Annotated in this window: 11 protein-coding genes and 5 pseudogenes; 9 read left to right on the top strand and 7 right to left on the bottom strand. The window is 36.1% G+C overall.

What is annotated here, in order from left to right; translation table 11 throughout:
• Positions 1 to 37 precede the first annotated feature (37 nt).
• Both CWATDRAFT_RS00655 and CWATDRAFT_RS39125 read left to right on the top strand, forming a co-directional pair.
• Positions 38 to 754 (top strand): NACHT domain-containing protein, encoded by a 717-nt coding sequence (locus CWATDRAFT_RS00655; RefSeq protein WP_007303157.1) that lies wholly within the window; start codon positions 38 to 40, stop codon positions 752 to 754.
• Positions 755 to 962: 208 nt separating this feature from the next.
• A pseudogene (locus tag CWATDRAFT_RS39125) lies at positions 963 to 2,065 on the top strand (ISAzo13 family transposase).
• A gap of 219 nt (positions 2,066 to 2,284) precedes the next feature.
• Here the strand turns inward: CWATDRAFT_RS39125 and CWATDRAFT_RS32540 are convergent.
• A pseudogene (locus CWATDRAFT_RS32540) lies at positions 2,285 to 2,413 on the bottom strand (aquaporin Z); the annotation flags it as partial.
• A 359-nt stretch (positions 2,414 to 2,772) separates the two neighbouring features.
• Here CWATDRAFT_RS32540 and CWATDRAFT_RS31445 point away from each other — a divergent pair.
• Positions 2,773 to 4,397: pseudogene (locus CWATDRAFT_RS31445) on the top strand (IS1634-like element ISCwa1 family transposase).
• A 242-nt stretch (positions 4,398 to 4,639) separates the two neighbouring features.
• Here the strand turns inward: CWATDRAFT_RS31445 and CWATDRAFT_RS00685 are convergent.
• Positions 4,640 to 5,122 (bottom strand): annotated as a pseudogene (locus CWATDRAFT_RS00685) (type IV pili twitching motility protein PilT); the annotation flags it as partial.
• Positions 5,123 to 5,360: 238 nt separating this feature from the next.
• Between CWATDRAFT_RS00685 and CWATDRAFT_RS00690 the strand changes: the two are divergent.
• Positions 5,361 to 5,942, top strand: a complete 582-nt coding sequence (locus CWATDRAFT_RS00690; protein ID WP_007303150.1) for a helix-turn-helix domain-containing protein — start codon at positions 5,361 to 5,363, stop codon at positions 5,940 to 5,942.
• 64 nt (positions 5,943 to 6,006) lie between these two features.
• Positions 6,007 to 6,648, top strand: a pseudogene (locus CWATDRAFT_RS39130) (transposase).
• Positions 6,649 to 6,762: 114 nt separating this feature from the next.
• Here CWATDRAFT_RS39130 and CWATDRAFT_RS00700 read toward each other — a convergent pair.
• The gene (locus CWATDRAFT_RS00700; RefSeq protein ID WP_007303166.1) at positions 6,763 to 8,016 is read right to left on the bottom strand and encodes a glycosyltransferase; all 1,254 of its coding nucleotides are present in this window, start codon (positions 8,014 to 8,016) and stop codon (positions 6,763 to 6,765) included.
• 11 nt (positions 8,017 to 8,027) lie between these two features.
• The gene (locus CWATDRAFT_RS00705; protein ID WP_007308834.1) at positions 8,028 to 8,732 is read right to left on the bottom strand and encodes a lysophospholipid acyltransferase family protein; all 705 of its coding nucleotides are present in this window, start codon (positions 8,730 to 8,732) and stop codon (positions 8,028 to 8,030) included.
• Between the two features lie 104 nt (positions 8,733 to 8,836).
• Between CWATDRAFT_RS00705 and CWATDRAFT_RS00710 the strand changes: the two genes are divergently transcribed.
• Positions 8,837 to 9,331, top strand: a complete 495-nt coding sequence (locus CWATDRAFT_RS00710) for a tellurite resistance TerB family protein (RefSeq protein WP_007303168.1) — start codon at positions 8,837 to 8,839, stop codon at positions 9,329 to 9,331.
• Between the two features lie 72 nt (positions 9,332 to 9,403).
• Here CWATDRAFT_RS00710 and CWATDRAFT_RS00715 read toward each other — a convergent pair whose 3' ends face one another.
• Positions 9,404 to 10,972: a B12-binding domain-containing radical SAM protein gene (locus CWATDRAFT_RS00715; protein ID WP_042711059.1), complete on the bottom strand. Its 1,569-nt coding sequence runs from the start codon at positions 10,970 to 10,972 to the stop codon at positions 9,404 to 9,406.
• A gap of 307 nt (positions 10,973 to 11,279) precedes the next feature.
• Between CWATDRAFT_RS00715 and gntT the strand changes: the two genes are divergently transcribed.
• Positions 11,280 to 12,632 (top strand): guanitoxin biosynthesis MATE family efflux transporter GntT, encoded by a 1,353-nt coding sequence (gene gntT / locus CWATDRAFT_RS00720; RefSeq protein WP_007303170.1) that lies wholly within the window; start codon positions 11,280 to 11,282, stop codon positions 12,630 to 12,632.
• A gap of 120 nt (positions 12,633 to 12,752) precedes the next feature.
• On the opposite strand, the gene CWATDRAFT_RS00725 is transcribed toward gntT, so the two are convergent.
• Positions 12,753 to 13,646, bottom strand: a complete 894-nt coding sequence (locus tag CWATDRAFT_RS00725) for an alpha/beta hydrolase (RefSeq protein WP_007303171.1) — start codon at positions 13,644 to 13,646, stop codon at positions 12,753 to 12,755.
• Between the two features lie 213 nt (positions 13,647 to 13,859).
• Between CWATDRAFT_RS00725 and lysS the strand changes: the two genes are divergently transcribed.
• Positions 13,860 to 15,581 (top strand): lysine--tRNA ligase, encoded by a 1,722-nt coding sequence (lysS, locus tag CWATDRAFT_RS00730; RefSeq protein WP_007303172.1) that lies wholly within the window; start codon positions 13,860 to 13,862, stop codon positions 15,579 to 15,581.
• A 211-nt stretch (positions 15,582 to 15,792) separates the two neighbouring features.
• A complete protein-coding gene (locus CWATDRAFT_RS00735; RefSeq protein ID WP_007303173.1) occupies positions 15,793 to 16,224 on the top strand; it encodes a DUF29 family protein in 432 nt (143 codons plus the stop codon).
• A 74-nt stretch (positions 16,225 to 16,298) separates the two neighbouring features.
• On the opposite strand, the gene CWATDRAFT_RS36830 is transcribed toward CWATDRAFT_RS00735, so the two are convergent.
• A complete protein-coding gene (locus CWATDRAFT_RS36830; protein WP_157134022.1) occupies positions 16,299 to 16,466 on the bottom strand; it encodes a hypothetical protein in 168 nt (55 codons plus the stop codon).
• Between the last annotated feature and the right edge of the window lie 37 nt (positions 16,467 to 16,503).

Genomic DNA, 16,503 nt, shown 5'->3' on the forward strand with positions numbered 1-16,503 from the left:
GCTAACAAACTTTTTTTGTCCAAAGTCCAATAAAGAGGTGAGTGGTTTATTAGTGGAAAAAGAACTCAAAACCTATGAATTTGCCCACTTAAGTTTTCAAGAATACCTCGCAGCCTCACAAATTAAAGAATTGCAACAAGAATCGATTTTAATTGACAACTTTCAAGATCCTTGGTGGGCTGAAACTATTCGTCTCTATGCGGCCCAAAACGATGCTACTTCTTTGATCCAAGCAGGGATTGAAACTCCAACAGTTCACTCATTAGTGTTAGCTTTAGACTGTCAGCAAGAAAGTTTAAAAGTTGACCCAGAAACCAGAGAACAATTAGACACCATTTTAGAACAAGGGTTAGAATCTAATGACCCTGGAATTGCCACCTTGGTAGCAGAAGTTAAATTATCACGACGACTGAATAATTTAACGACTATGGACGATAATCTTTATATTGATTCTTTCTACATCACCTGTGCAGAGTATCAACTTTTCATGGATGAGGATGACTTGCTCTATTCAGGGGAGCATTTTGCCGCTGGAAGTGCTAAACAACCCATCACCGAAGTCAGTTGGCTGAATGGTATGCGTTTTTGTCTGTGGTTAACTGCTAAAGCATCATCTTTGACTCGTAATAGTGCGTCTGAGTCTAGTGTCTTCTTTTTTAGACTGCCAACTTGGGTGATTTCCGAGAAAGCTTTTCCCATAAGGGTAATCGCTTGGACTAAAGGCTTTCAAGAAATAAAAGGAACAGAGAGTTAGCGGATCTTGGTACACAACTTTAAAATTTCATAATTGGCTTGTCTGAAAAAACAGAAGAAATAGATTAAAATGAAGAGGTAAAAAGATTAGAGAGAGTAAATTGAAGCTAAAACAGACAAATAATCCCTTAACCCCGTCGATAGTCGATGATTTACGTTTAGCAGCCTCAAAAATGACGGGAGCAGAGCGTCGTTCATTTCAAGCTGAAATGTGTCTCAAGTATTGTGGAGGAAGTGCCAGACAAACCGAAATCGTGTTTGGTTGGGGGAGAAAAAATGTTCAACTTGGATTACATGAAAAACGAACTGGGATAGTGTGTTTAGGATTACAATCAGTCAATAGTGGATGTAAAAAATGGGAGGAAAGATACCCAATAGTTGCCCAATCATTGAAAGAAATAGCCGAAGCTCACGCACAACAAAACCCCACATTTAATAACCCCATTGCCTATACAAGATTAACGGCGGCTGAAGCCATTAAACAATTAAGAAATCTAGGATATAATGGAGGGGAGGTTCCTGCTGCTTCGACAATGGCAGATATTTTAAATCGTTTGGGCTATCGATTAAGAAAAGTGGTAAAAGCTAAACCTAAAAAAAAATCTCGGAGACGGACGCTATCTTCGAGAATATAGAGAAAAAAGATAGAAAAAAAGACCCTTCTGTGAAACGTTTAAGTATGGATTGTAAAGCAACTGTGGAAATAGGAGAATATTCACGTGGCGGACAAACCAGAGGTTATAATCAAGCTCAAGATCATGATATGGGAACTAAAGAAAAATACGTTCCTTGTGGGATTGTAGATGAAGATACAGGGCAACTTTACGTAACTTTTGGAAGTTCTTATAAAACGAGTGATTTCATGGTAGATAACTTGGAGCAATGGTGGACAAGTCTGAGTATAACTGAAAAGCAGCAACTAGAGAACATCCAAATTAAAGTTGATAATGGAGCAGAAAATAGTGGAATAAGAAGGCAATTTTTGAAGAGAATGGTAGAGTTTGCCGACCAAACTAAGAAATCTATTCAATTACTATATTTTCCTCCTTATCACAGTAAATATAATCCCATAGAAAGATGTTGGGGAATTTTAGAGAGGCATTGGAACGGAACACTTCTGAGAAATGCTCAAACGATGTTAGCTTCGGTAAAAACTATGACATGGAAAGGCTTAAATCCGATAGTTAAGTTAAGTAAAAAAGTTTATCAAAAAGGCATTTCTTTAACGAAAAAAGAGATGAAGGAAATTGAGAAACGTTTAGAACGTAATCCTCACTTACCTAAATGGGATATTTTGATTAGACCCAGTTAGTCTAAAAAGTTAATAAGAGTGTAAAATTAAGTGAATTTCCTTTTTAAAAATAGTCAAAGCTAATTTAAAAGTTAGCGTATTTCTTTCTTTTAGATAGGGAGGTTTTTGTTCGCGGAAAGTATCCGCGAACAACTTTTTATTTTTCCCTTTTCGCTTATTTGAGATGTTCTACAAACAGATTCTGAGAATGGGTGGGAAACTTTTTCTTGGAAATCACCTTAAGGCTAAACCAATGGCTACTCGACCAAAACCAGCAGGGGCTAAGCGATCGGTTGCACCCATAATAACTAATAAAAACATAAAAGTCATGACTATCTCTGTGACTAAAGCAGAGAACAAACTATACCCGAATTTCTCACAAAATCTGCGATCGCCAAACACAGAAGCCTTAGGTGATTTCCACACTTGAATATACCTGCTTTTCCAATTATTCCCCCCTTTTTAAGGGGGGTTAGGGGGGATCGTAAGGGATCTCCTTTATCAGAAATCACCTTACAGGAAGTGGGTTTGAACAGAGCGATCGCAGATTTCCCCAACCAACAGTCTGTTGTCAGATTTTAAGTTAAAACCCAGATTCCGCACTTCAAAAAGTAGCATTAAATACTACAAGCCTGGGGTTAATAATTAAGTATAATTGCTTAAGCTCTTGAAGACAAAAAAGTGGGATAATTGCTTAAGTTGTTTCCTCTGTAAAAAAAGAGCGAAAAATGTCTTATTTAGAAGAAATACAAGTTAAAAATTTAGACCATTTAGGGATAGTAGCTGGTTTAATTGATGAAATAGGAATAGTCAAAATAATTAATAATAAATTAGGAATAGATGTTAGAGAAAAAATCTCAGCAGGTACAGTAGTTAAGTCTATTTTAATCAATGGACTAGGATTTGTTTCAAGACCTCTATATTTATTCAGTCAGTTTTTTCAAGATAAAGCCATTGAGAAATTGTTAGGAGAAAGAATTAAACCTGATTACCTTAATGATGATAAAATTGGGAGAGTAATGGATGAATTATATAAATATGGACTAAATGATATTTTTATTGAAGTAGTTTTAGAAGTAATTAAAAAAATTAAAATAGACCTTAAATACTCCCATTTAGATTCCACATCATTTCATTTAGATGGAGAATATAAAAGGGAAGAAGATAAAGAGAAACAGGAAGAAGAAAAAATTATTAAAGAAAGACCAATTTTTATTAAGAAAGGATATTCTCGGGATCATAGACCAGACTTAAAACAATGTGTCTTGGATTTAATAACAAGCCAAGATGGAGATATTCCATTATTTGTGAGAGTAGGAGATGGAAATGAATCTGATAAAGCTGTATTTGGAAAAGTTTTAGTAGAATTCAAAAAGCAAATAAAGTTTGATAGTATCATGGTTTGTGATAGTGCTTTATATGGTCAAGAAAATCTCCAACTAATCCAACATTTAAAATGGATAACGAGAGTTCCAATGACCATAAAAAAAGCAAAAGAATTAGTGCAAAATATAGAGGTGAAAGAAGTAAAAGATGAAGATAAGAAAAAAGAAGTGACCTAAATTTAGAAAGTTATACCTGGAAAGAAGAAATTGTTACTTATGGTGGAATCAAGCAAACATGGTTAATAGTCTTGAGTGAAAAAAGACAGAAAAGTGATTTGGAAAAACTAGAAAAACAACTTTCCCAAGAAGAGAAGAAATCCCAAAAATTTCTTAAAGAAATACAATCTGAAGAATTTGAACATCCTCAAGCTGCTCGATATAAATTAAAAGCTATTAATAAAAAATTGAGATTGTTGGAAATAAAAGAAGTTGAACTGATTGAAACTTACTCGAAAAAAAAGGAAAAGATTTATAAAATGATTAGTCTGATCATCAAAAAAGATGAAGAGATAAGTAGAAAGACTAAAGAAGCAGGAAAATTTATTTTAGCAACTAACTTAGTAGAGGAAAATAAATTAGAAGCTAGTGAAATTCTGATAACTTATAAAAACCAGCAATCTACGGAAAGAGGATTTCGATTTTTGAAAGATCCCTTATTTTTTACTGATAGTTTCTTCGTTGAAAAACCAGAAAGAATAGAAACAATGTTATTTTTAATGTCTTTGTGTTTGTTGATTTATAACTTGGGGCAAAGAGAATTAAGAAATTGTTTAAAAAGAGTCAAAAAAGGAATAAATAATCAAGTAGGGAAAGTAACATTGCGTCCGACTTTGAGGTGGATATTTCAATGTTTTCAAGGTATTCATTATGTGATTTTAAACGGAGTTAAACAAATTGTCAATTTAACAGAAGAAAGGCGTTTTATATTGAGTTTATTACCTGCATCTTGTCAAAGATATTATCTATAAATTGAATTGGATAAAGCAAAAATAATAAAAGAATAAGAGTCTAATGATATCAAATGAGAAGAGGAAACTCTCCTTCGTTTGTGCTGAGTCTTGCTAAGTTTTCAATGAGTATAAATCTTCTTAATTTGATTATTTTTCCTAAAAATTTAATGAAAAGAGAAATATTCTTGCCCAGGTATGATTTTCGGACTTTTTAAAACTATGTATTTTTTTATACTACATTTTGAAGTGCGGAATCTGGGTTTAAAGCGTTGAATTTCTTCTTCTTTGAGAATTTCCCTTAACCAACTCATAAAGGTATTTTCGTCGATCTCTGGATACTCCAAAATCGTCATTTCCCCGCGATCGCGCATTCGGGGTTTTTCCCCAACTCCTAAGTGAACATCAGAAAACCCTTCCTCAAAAGCATGATGAATTAACTCGTTTAAGGTGGGTTTTCCTGGAGAACGACCAAAACTTCTGGGGGGGGTTGCCGGTAAGGGAGGTGGTGCCGGCATGGGTGGGTTCATGGGGGTTTCCACAGGTGTTTTGGGGGCTGTGGCAACTGCTGCCGGACTTTTTGGCTCTGTCATCACAGCAGGAGCGGGCATAAACTGGGTGCTGCCTTCAACTTCTGGTATCCCTTGCATCTCCATCATGTCTATATTGGCTTCGTCGAAGTCATTAACCGGTGGCATGGGAGGGGGTGGCAGGGGAGGGAGGGAGGGAGGCTGAGATTGAGTCATAAGCTTTCTTTCTCTAGCTAGATAATATGGGCTGATTTCCTATAGTTAGTATTCCCACAATTTCCAGAGAAAGCTTACTTTATCCAAAAATTGGCCCTGAAACCCTGCTTAGTTTTCACGTCAAGTGCAACATTTAACCTTCTCAAATCTACTCAAAACTGAGTAAACTCAAGCTAGTGCAGCTTGGCGAAAGTAATCCACCAGATTTTTACAGAAAGTTTCGTGACTAGCCACGACAATGTGTTTCAATGAAACTAACGGAAGAATCTCGAAGTTGATGTCCATGATAAAAGCATTGCCAATTAACCTCTCCAACCTACAGAAAACAGTACTCCAACAAATAGTGAGAGGGACAACAAACCCCTATCGCCTTGTTAGACGAGCCAAGCTAATCTTAGCCGCAGCATCAGGAGAGAGCAATAGTTCGATTAGTCGAAGATTAGAATTAGACCGAGTACAAGTGCGTCAGTGGCGATCGCGATGGTTTGAGGAGAGAGAAAAACTGAGTGCCGCCGAAGAACAACAGGTAACGGAGAAAGCATTAATGGTCTTGATCAAAGGAATTTTAAGCGATCGCCCAAGACCTGGAACAACAAAATCCTTTACGGTCGAACAAGTAGTCCAGATTGTAGCGATCGCTTGTGAAGAATGTGAAAAATCAGACAGACCAGTGAGCCATTGGACACCTTCAGAGTTGGCGGATGAAGCCATAAAAAGAGGAATTGTCGAAAAGATTTCCCCCCGTAGTGTAGGGCGTTTTTTAAAAAGAAGCGACATTACAACCACATCTCGTTCGTTACTGGTTAAATGCCAAAATTGATGATCCCTTAAAATTTAAAAAGCAAGTCAAATATATCTGTGAACTTCATCAAGAAGCTAAAACTTTGTTAGAACAAGGAATTCATTTAATTAGTACAGATGAAATGACAGGGATTCAAGCTCTTGAGAGATTATTTCCGAACAAAAGAATCAAGCCTAAACAAGTAGAAAAAATCGAATTTAAATATGAAAGACACGGAACTTTAAGCTTGATTGCGAACTGGGATGTGGCAAGAGGAAAAGTTGTTAGTCCCTCTATTGGACCGACAAGAACAGAACAAGATTTTTCTGAACATATCCAGAGAACGATTAAGATTGATGAAAAAGCAGAATGAATTTTTATTGTAGATCAACTCAACACTCATAAATCGGAAAGCTTAGTCAAATTAGTAGCAGAAAGCTGTGGAATTACTATTGATTTGGGGAGAAAAGGAAAGGAGGGGATTTTGCAATCTATGGACAGCAGAGCAGATTTTTTATCAGATGAATCTCATCGAATTCGCTTTGTTTATATTCCCAAACATACATCTTGGCTTAATCAAATTGAGTGTTGGTTTTCGATCTTAGTCAGGCGTTTACTCAAAAGAATTACTGTCCGTTCAACTGAAGAACTATCCCAAAAAATTCTCAATTTTATTGATTACTTTAATCAACATTTTGCTAAGCCGTTCGTTTGGAAATTTAAGGGCTTTAAAGATCATAAGTGACTAGTGGATTATTTTTGCTAAGCTGCACTAGGTGTTCCTAGTTTCTTTATAAGGTTCATAGTCTGTGAGGATGTTCTAAAAAATTATTTTAAGTATAGTATCATCCAGTATAGTTTAACGCTCAATGTCCGTCACCCTCCAACTCAATTTAGTGTTTAACCAGAAATTCCAGAATGTCACGATGACAATAGCCATTAATTTCGCTAAGAGATCGCTAGTCAAGACTCCTCGCAAAAAGCCGTTGGTGGTTATGTTTGCGATGGTTGTATCTAATTGTAATTTTTGGAAAATGGCAAAGAAAGTATTCACCAATAATGTCTGTAAAATAACACCAGCAAGACAAACAAAATTAAACTTAATAAATCTTTTTAGTCGCTGACGTTTTCCTGGCTGTCGGCTGGAAATATCCCGAAATGTCCATAAATCGTTCCAAAGAAAGTTATTAATAATTGCTACTTCCGCAGAGAGTATGGTACTGCGTGTTAAGCCCAATTCTAGTCCTTTGCGAAGTAGGGAAAAAACCGTCAGATCGACAAAAAGTCCACTAAACCCTACTAAACAAAACTGAATAAACCTAGCTGATAAAGATAACCGAAGTCGTACAAGATGCTGTAGATACTCGATATATTGTTTCCAAGTTACCTTACTTTCCCCTGCTTGACGTTCTCGGAAGACATATCCGGCTTCACCTAACCAGCGAATTTTTCCTCTAGCAGTGACCTCGATCAAAATTTTGTAACCCACAGGGCTTAAGGGTTTGCCAGCGATCGCAGTTCGACGCACCATAAAATAACCACTCATGGGATCAGAAAGACGGCCAATAACTTCCGGGAGAATGATTAAACCTAACATTTGTGCGCCACGGGATAAAAAGCGGCGAATAATACTCCATTCGCTAACCCCTCCTCCTTCTACATGGCGACTGGCCACTGCTAAGTCGGCCCCCTTGTCCATTTCCCCTAAAAGCTGTTGAAGCACTTCGGGGGGGTGTTGTAAGTCAGCATCGATCACCCCTAAAATATTCCCTCTGGCCACCTGCCATCCTCGGATGACAGCAGTAGAAAGTCCTTTTTCTTCCGTGCGACGCATGACTTTAAGTTGGGGATAGTCTGAGGTTAATTCTAGGGCTAATTTCCAAGTATGATCGGGACTGTTATCATCAACGACAATTAGTTCATAGTCTCCAGCAATGGATTGATCGAGTAAATCAGTTAAAATTTTGACAATATCTTGGATATTTCCTGCTTCTTTGTAGGTAGGTAACACCAAAGAGAATTTTAAGGGAGCTTCATCCACATTCCCTTGATTGATAGGACTCCCTGACACTTGAAACACACCAGAAGGGACGGGGACTAAAGATTGATTCATAGGTAATAATATTATTTTTGAATAACTATCTGCTCAAGTTTACCCTGAAATATCCATTTCAAATGAGATTCTAGATCCTGGGTTAGCTTTTGGGAACTGCGTTTGAGGGTTGTGGTGTCATAACTGGCCACGTCCAGAGAACAACCGATATTAACGGTGATATGGGTTCCCCAACTAGGAAAAGGCTTAGTATATTCAATGCTGACGGGTAATATTTTCATGCCACAACCTGGTTGTTGAGATTCCACTTCTAAGGCAATACGGGCTACTCCTCGTTTAAGAGGATGAACTTCTTTATCTCGGAAAATACCTCCTTCTGGAAAAATAACTAACATTTCCCCTTGTTTGAGAATTTCTACACTATGCTCTAAACTACTGGCCCCTGGCCGTTTAAGATCCACTGGGAAACCCCCCATCCGCCGAATAAACCAGCCTTGAATACCTGTTATTTCGCTGGAAGTCACCATAAACCTGACATCTCTACCACTAACTATTCTGCCTACTGCGTAGGGGATAATTAAAGCATCCCAGCGAGAACGATGGGTGGGAGCGATCAGAATGGGACCGCTTGTGGGAATGTTCTCTTGTCCGTTGATGGTAATAGATCCAAAATAGAGGGGCAAGACTATTTTCGATCCCAACGGATAAGCAATATTAATCAACCAAGGAGAAATTTGAGATTTGACTCGATCGCTCTTATTTTTATGAATATTCATTTTCTTTAGGCAAAACGCAACAAAAACAATCTCTCTGTGGAGATTGCACATAAAGTCATTGTAATTACACTATAAAACTTTTTATTATTGATTTCTTTAATGCTATGGACACTTATCTAGCTGTCTTCTGGTACATTATAGCTATTGTCACTTCACTAATTACCATGTCCAGCATTATTCAATCCATAAAAGCAATGATAGCTAAACATCAGCAGCAAGTCCAGCAAAAAAAGTTTCTCGAGGCTGCTATGGGTGCTTGTGCTTTGTTAGCTGTTGCTGATGGTGATATTGGTTTTGCTGAACTTATGGCACGGGATTATATCCTAGATAATGTTCAACAACTTCAGCTATTTGATGCCAATGAAGCAGCAGAAATTTTCCGTCTCAAAGGGGAAGCTCTACAAAATAATTATCAAGAAGAAAAAACAGAAATTATCAAGTTAATTACTCCCTATATTGGAGATAGGGAGTTAGCTCCATTATTACTACAAATATCTTTGGTCATTGCCAACGCAGATAGAGAGTTAAAAGCTTCTGAACAAGAAATAATTAATGAATTAAAAGAAGTTTTACAAGTCAATAAAATTGATATGTCTTAGAAAACATATCAATTTTATTTCACAAATAACTTTCCTAAATAGTCATACACTGCTAACATTACAGTATTTTTGTTAAACATTGACTATTTGACGAGTTTCTTGTTTTTCTCTAACTAAAAATTCTTGTAACTGTTGTTCAATTTCATCCCGAACAATTTGACGGTATTCTAGAAAATGTTCGTTATGAGCGCAGACAGTTAAATAATGTTCCCAAACGGGAGTATTATGTTTAAGAATACCAAAGAAATGATGCCAAAATTTCCAACGAGTGTTCCGTTTAAACCCTTGTCTCCAAATAACAATGGCTAAAGCTCGCAAGTCAACCCAACTGGGAAACTTAAAAGGGGCATGACATTTAGGCGCACCTAATTTTAAGAAACAACGATAAGTCCTATCTAAGAAAATTTCTGCGTCGTATAATGTCCAAAAAGCCTCTATATATTCTCGAGCAATATCTTCGATGGGACGAGTGGGAACAAAGTTCATCAAGGTACTTTGATTAATATCTAGTTTACTATTATCAACTCTTAATCTTCCTTCTTTTTCTAAACGATGCCATAGGGCCGTATGGGGAAGTGCTTGTAACATTCCAAACATAGCTGTAGGAATAGCCGCATTTTCTACAAAGCGAATAATACGAGAAGCTGCCCCTATTTTTTCCCCATCAAAACCAATAATAAACCCTGCCATGGAACGCAGCCCGGCACGGATTAAAGTATCAATGGTATCGGTTAAGGAATCACGGGTATTTTGAAATTTTTTGGTTAGTTTTAAACTCTCTTCATCCGGGGTTTCAATGCCTAAAAATACAGCGTCAAAATTGGATTCTACCATCAACTCCATCAACTCAGTATCTTGGGCGAGATCCACCGATGCTTCGGTATTAAAACGGAAGGGATATTGATGTTCTTTTTGCCAAACTTTTAATTCTTTGAGTAATAATTTAACGTTGCGTTTATTACCGATAAAATTATCATCTACCATAAATACGCCCCGTCGCCATCCTAACTCATAAAGATAGTCCAACTCTTTCAGCAGTTGTGCCGGGGTTTTAGTGCGCGGTTTCCGTCCATATAAAACAATAATGTCACAAAATTCGCATTGAAACGGACATCCCCTGGAAAACTGCACCGACATGGAGTCATAAGCGTCTAACTCCAGTAAGTCGTAGCGAGGAATGGGTCTTAAAGTAACATCTGGTTTTTCTTCGGTGCGGATGGTTGCTTGGGTTTCTCCTCGTTGCAAAGCTTCCACAGACATCGGAAGAGTGATTTCTCCTTCATCTAACACTAAAAAGTCTGCCCCTGCTTCTTGTACTTCTGAGGGGACTGAGGGAGCGTAAGAACCCCCGACGACAACACATTTACCCCGTCGTTTCGCTTCTTTTATTTGCGCCAATAAATCGGGTTTTTGGACGATCATGGCGGAAAAAATCACCATTTCTGCCCATTCCCATTCTGCTTCAGTTACCTCTCTAATATTGCGATCGCATAGTTTAAATTCCCAGGTTTGAGGAAGTCTACCAGCAACGGTAATTAAACCCAGATGTGGTAATAAAACTTTACGATTCACTAATTCCAAGCTTTTGTCATAGGACCAAAAGGTGGGCGGAAATACCGGATAAATAAGTAATACTCGCACGTCTTCACACCCCACAAAAATTTTTTTTCGTCTTCAATATAACACTTGTCGAAGATTATTGGTTAAAAGATGGATCATGAGGGATTGTACTTCTGCTTCTTTTTATTTTTTCTTAATATTTCGGTACACTTTACTTTTGTCAATTGTAATTCCTAACATTAAATTTAAAAATAAAGCTTTACTATTTGGGAATTTAGACGATAGTTTAGTATAGTATGTACTGTACAATCGCAATATGTGAGCTAAACTTAAAATTAGGTATAATATAGTGTTGATTTACCCTAAAAAATGACAGTTAGCCATCTATATGAATTTTCCCCTTCCTGTTGAATATCGTAGATTTTTACCTCGTTTTTATCGTCTGGCCTCAGTGAGCGTTTTATCTAATCTGATGGTTCCCTTAGCCGGGTTATGTGATACTGCTTTTTTAGGACATTTAGAGGACATTCGTTACCTAGCAGGTGTTATTCTAGGAAGTATACTTTTTGACTATTTATATAGGGTTTTGAAGTTCATTCGTTCTGGAACAAATACTATCACGGCAGAAGCAGTAGGAAGAGAAGACGAAGAAGGAATATTACTAGCTATTTTGCGTAGTGGTTTAATTGCTTTAATCATTGCTTTTACTATTTTAATTTTACAGTATCCTATTGAAAAAATAGGCTTTACTATATTATCTGGTTCTCCTGAAATAGAAGTATCTGGAATTGATTATTTTTCTGCAAGAATTTGGGGCGCACCAGCCGTTTTACTTAATTTTGTTTTCATTGGTTGGTTTTTAGGAAGGGAAATGAAAGCAGCAATTTTCTTCTTATCTTTTGTCGGTAACTTTTCTAATGTTGGGCTAGATTACCTGATAATTTATCGATGGAGTTTGGGAAGTTTAGGGGCAGGTTTAGCTACGGCAATTAGTCAATATTTAGCTTTATTCATAGCTATTATTTTTATGGCTTTTAGTATTAAGTGGTCTGGATTTTTAGGGATACTTAGAAAAGTTGTAGATGGAAAAGAATTAAAATCAATTATTGCTTTAAAAGGAAATATATTAATTAGATATTTAGGTCTAATTTCAACCTATTCTATTTTTATAAATTTAAGTGCGTTACTAGGGACTGATATTCTAGCAGCGAATGGTTTATTATTACAAATTGCCCTCTTGAGTCAATTTACGGTTCAAGGAATAGGAATGACTCTGCAAACTTTAACAGGAAATTTTAAAGTAAAAGGAAATATTGAACAAATTTCACCTTTATTAGTTGTCTCTATTATTAATAGTTTGATAATTGCTTCAACTTTTGCTTTTATTCCTTTTTTGTTCCCTGAAACTATTTTCAAACTATTGACGGATCATCCAGAAATTAGTGAAAAAGCTATACAATATAGTTTATGGTTATTACCTCTTTTATGTTTAACTGCCACTGCATTTATGTTAGAAGGTTATTTCATTGGTTTAAAAGAATGTGCTACATTAAGAAATGGAGTATTAACGGCATTTTTTATAGGATTTTTACCCTTAGCAGTTATGTCTTATTATTGGCAAAATAATCACTTATTGTGGTCAGGTTTAACTGCTTACATGGGAACTTTGATAATTACCCTATTTCTCCAATTACCTAAAGTTCATAAAAATCATGCTTTTCAGTTTCAAGAATCAGAATAAAATTAGATTTAATTATACTTCATAACAAAATTCTCTCAGCTAAATTCTTAGTTCTTGTCAACTGTTCAAGGGTTCCCTTGATTGTTGAGTATCAAAGTTAAATTTTATCTTCGAGGGGTATCAGTCTAAGTTCAATATTTGTTTTATTGCTAAAATAATAATCTCTGGTTCATCTATCCAAACAAAATGACTACTATTATTGGCTAAAATTTGGCTGGAATTTGATGATAGTTTAAGTAATTCTTCATGGATAATATTTCTAATTTTATTGGTAGCTTTTAAAGGGAAGAAAAAGGTGAAAATAGAGGGATGAAAAAAAGTTTTTGCTTTGATGCTAATCAGAGGAATATTTCCCAAATTATTCGCTTTCTGTACCTGAGTTGCACTGGTTTCTAAATTCCAGATTTCTCTGGCCATGGTTAACCAATGTTTCGGATGATAAAAAGACTGTTTAACCAGCATAAGACTATCTCGATTAAACTTATTTAATTGAGGTTTGATTAATTCAAATACTTTAAAATTTCCCAACAGTCTGATTAACCCAAATGTTGCCCCCAAAATTGATATAATAAAACCTGAAAGAAAAAATGATTTTAATAATTTTACTGATAAAGGTAAGTTTAACATTCCTTGTTCGTGAAGTCCGTCCGTTAAAACAATTCCACAAACCTTATCAGGAAAATAATGAGCATATAACCTAACATTATAACTACCAAAAGAATCACCAACTAATAAATAAGGTGGCGAAACATCAGCCTTTTCTAAAAGCTGATCTAATTCATAAACAATTTCTTGACTGCAACGTTTTTTCGGACTAGAATCACTCCAACCATATCCTGGTCTATCATAGATAAAAACCTTGTTTATCTCCGCTATTTCTTCCATTAACAAATATCCTTCTATTCCCCCTAAACTATGGTCTAATACTACTGTAATCTTACCAGTTCCTTTCTGATAACAATGAACTTTATAACCCCCTAAATCAATCCATTTTCCAGGTGGGACTTGTTGCATATTTCCCCAAAAAGTGTTAAGCCAATGGTAGCTAGTTGTTAGAAATAAAAAAATCAATTGAAAATAATTAAACGAAAATAAATTATTCATGATCATATCAAAGAATTTATGATTATAATGTGTTGACACGCTATAATAGTTAAGGTGATTAAGATTGAACCTTATTTGACAACAAAATAACTTAATCTTACTTTTTTCTGCAATATCTTAACAATGTCTTCCAATCAACCGCAACGGGAACCCAATTCATCCTCTAATTTAGACGAAATTCGCGCCACACGCCTCGAAAAAGTAGAACAGTTGAAAAAAATAGGCTTAATTCCCTATGCTTATCAATGGAAATCTAGCCATGATGCTGCTAGTTTACAAGATAAATATGCCAGTTTAAAAAATGGGGAAGAAGTCGAGGTAGACGTTGCGATCGCAGGAAGAATTATCGCCCGTCGTGTCTTTGGAAAACTCGCTTTTTTCAGTTTACAAGACGAAAGCGGAACTATCCAATTATATCTGGATAAAAAAGAAATTCAGGCACACATGAGCGAACTCGAAAGTGCCTTTAATCATCTCAAAAAATTAACGGACACAGGGGACATTATCGGAGTCAAAGGGAGTATTAAAAGAACGGAGAAAGGAGAACTTTCTGTTAAAGTCAAAGAGTACGAAATATTAACTAAATCCTTATTACCTTTACCCGATAAATGGCACGGTTTAACCGATACAGAAAAACGCTATCGTCAACGGTATGTAGACTTAATTGTTAACCCCCAAGTTAGACAAACATTTCGTCGTCGGGCGCAGATTACCGCATCTATTAGACGTTACTTAGATAACCAGGGTTTTATAGAAATAGAAACCCCCGTTTTACAGTCAGAAGCAGGGGGGGCAGAAGCCCGTCCTTTTATCACCTATCATAACACCTTAGAGATGGATTTGTATCTGAGAATTGCCACAGAATTACATCTCAAACGGTTAATTGTGGGGGGTTTTGAGAAAGTATTTGAAATGGGAAGAATTTTCCGTAACGAAGGGGTTTCTACCAAACATAATCCTGAGTTTACCTCCATTGAACTATATCAAGCTTATGCCGATTATAACGATATGATGGAGCTAACCGAAGCGATTATTACCACCGCAGCAGAAGAAGTTTTAGGCACTTTAAACATAACTTATCAAGGGGAACAAATTGACTTATCAACCCCTTGGAGAAGGGTGACAATGAACGATATTGTTAAAGAGAAAAGTGGGTTGGATTTTGAGGCATTTACAGACTTTGAAACAGCAAAAACTGAGGTAAAAAAAGCAGGTTTAGAAGTCCCTGAGACCTGTCAAAGTTTAGGAAAGTTATTAAACGAAGTGTTTGAGCAGACTGTAGAAGAAAGCCTCATTCAACCCACATTTATCCTTGATTTTCCCGTAGAAATTTCTCCTTTAGCTAAACCACACCGTGATAAACAAGGATTAGTTGAACGCTTTGAATTGTACATTGTCGGACGAGAATTAGCCAATAGTTTTTCAGAATTAACTGACCCCATTGATCAAAGGGAAAGACTAGAAAAACAAGCAGAACAAAAAGCAGCCGGAGACTTGGAGGCACATAGTGTTGACGAAGATTTCTTAACAGCATTAGAATATGGAATGCCTCCTACTGGTGGTTTAGGAATTGGTATTGATCGCCTAATTATGTTATTAACTGATTCTGCGAGTATTCGGGATGTTATTGCTTTCCCCTTGCTAAAAAATCAGAGTGTTGCCATCAAATCTTTTGACTATGATGAAGAAAAAGAAACTCTCAGGGTTGAGTTTACTAATGGTAGTGTGTATCAATATCATGATGTTCCTAAAACTATTTATGAGGAGTTAGAAAAATCACCATCTAAAGGACAGTATTTCAATGGCGAAATTAAAGATAAATTTGGATTTGATCGAGAAAATTAATGAGAAATGAGTCAGAAGATATTGTTAAACAAATAACTTCTGGCTTCTAACCTTATAAATAGGAGGTATCATCATAATGATTAACTGGAAATAGTATTTTTGTTGGGTGGGCAGAGTTTTTAGGTATTTTATTGCTTCGGATGATTGATCATTTTGCCCACCTTACTGATTAATTTTTATTGGTCATAAATATTATAAAAGGAGGGAATTTATGGAAGAATTATTAGAACTCAAAGCATTACTCTTAAAAGGAGATATCAAAGGTTCATTAGCTATTGTTGAAGACCTTGAAGATATGAGCAAAAATGCAATTGTTAGTACAATTCGCAGTTATGCAGTTATTCTATTGATTCATCTAATTAAACAACAAGCAGAAAACCGTACTACTCGTTCTTGGGATGTTTCTATTCGTAATAGTGTTAGAGAAATTAAACGGAAAAATAAACGAAAAAAAGCGGGGGGATATTATCTTAATGATGAGGAGTTGAGGGAAACCTTAGAAGAGGCTTATCTTAATGCTTTAGATCAAGCATCTTTAGAAGTTGCGGAAGGTATTTATCAACCGGAAGAAATCGAAGCTAGAATTAATAAAGATCATATAATTAATGGTGCCTTTGTCTTGATTCAACGAGATTCTAAATAGAACGTTTCTCCCTCGGTAATGTCGTAATCGACTTTGCTTTAAACCCAGATTTTTGGCAATTGTTTACCTACCTATTACTCCATGAAATCGGAATAAGGCTCTTCTACTGTGACTTCAGGAGGATTTTCTCCTGTTACCATATCTAGACGAGGAGGAATCTGAGTGTTTAATTGATTAATCGCCCATTTTGCTGTCTCTTGTACCTCACGATCACTATCTTCAACCCAGATTCCGCACTTCAAAAAGTAGCATTAAATACTACAAGCCTGGGGTTAATAA

Source organism: Crocosphaera watsonii WH 8501 (assembly GCF_000167195.1).
GTDB lineage: Bacteria > Cyanobacteriota > Cyanobacteriia > Cyanobacteriales > Microcystaceae > Crocosphaera > Crocosphaera watsonii.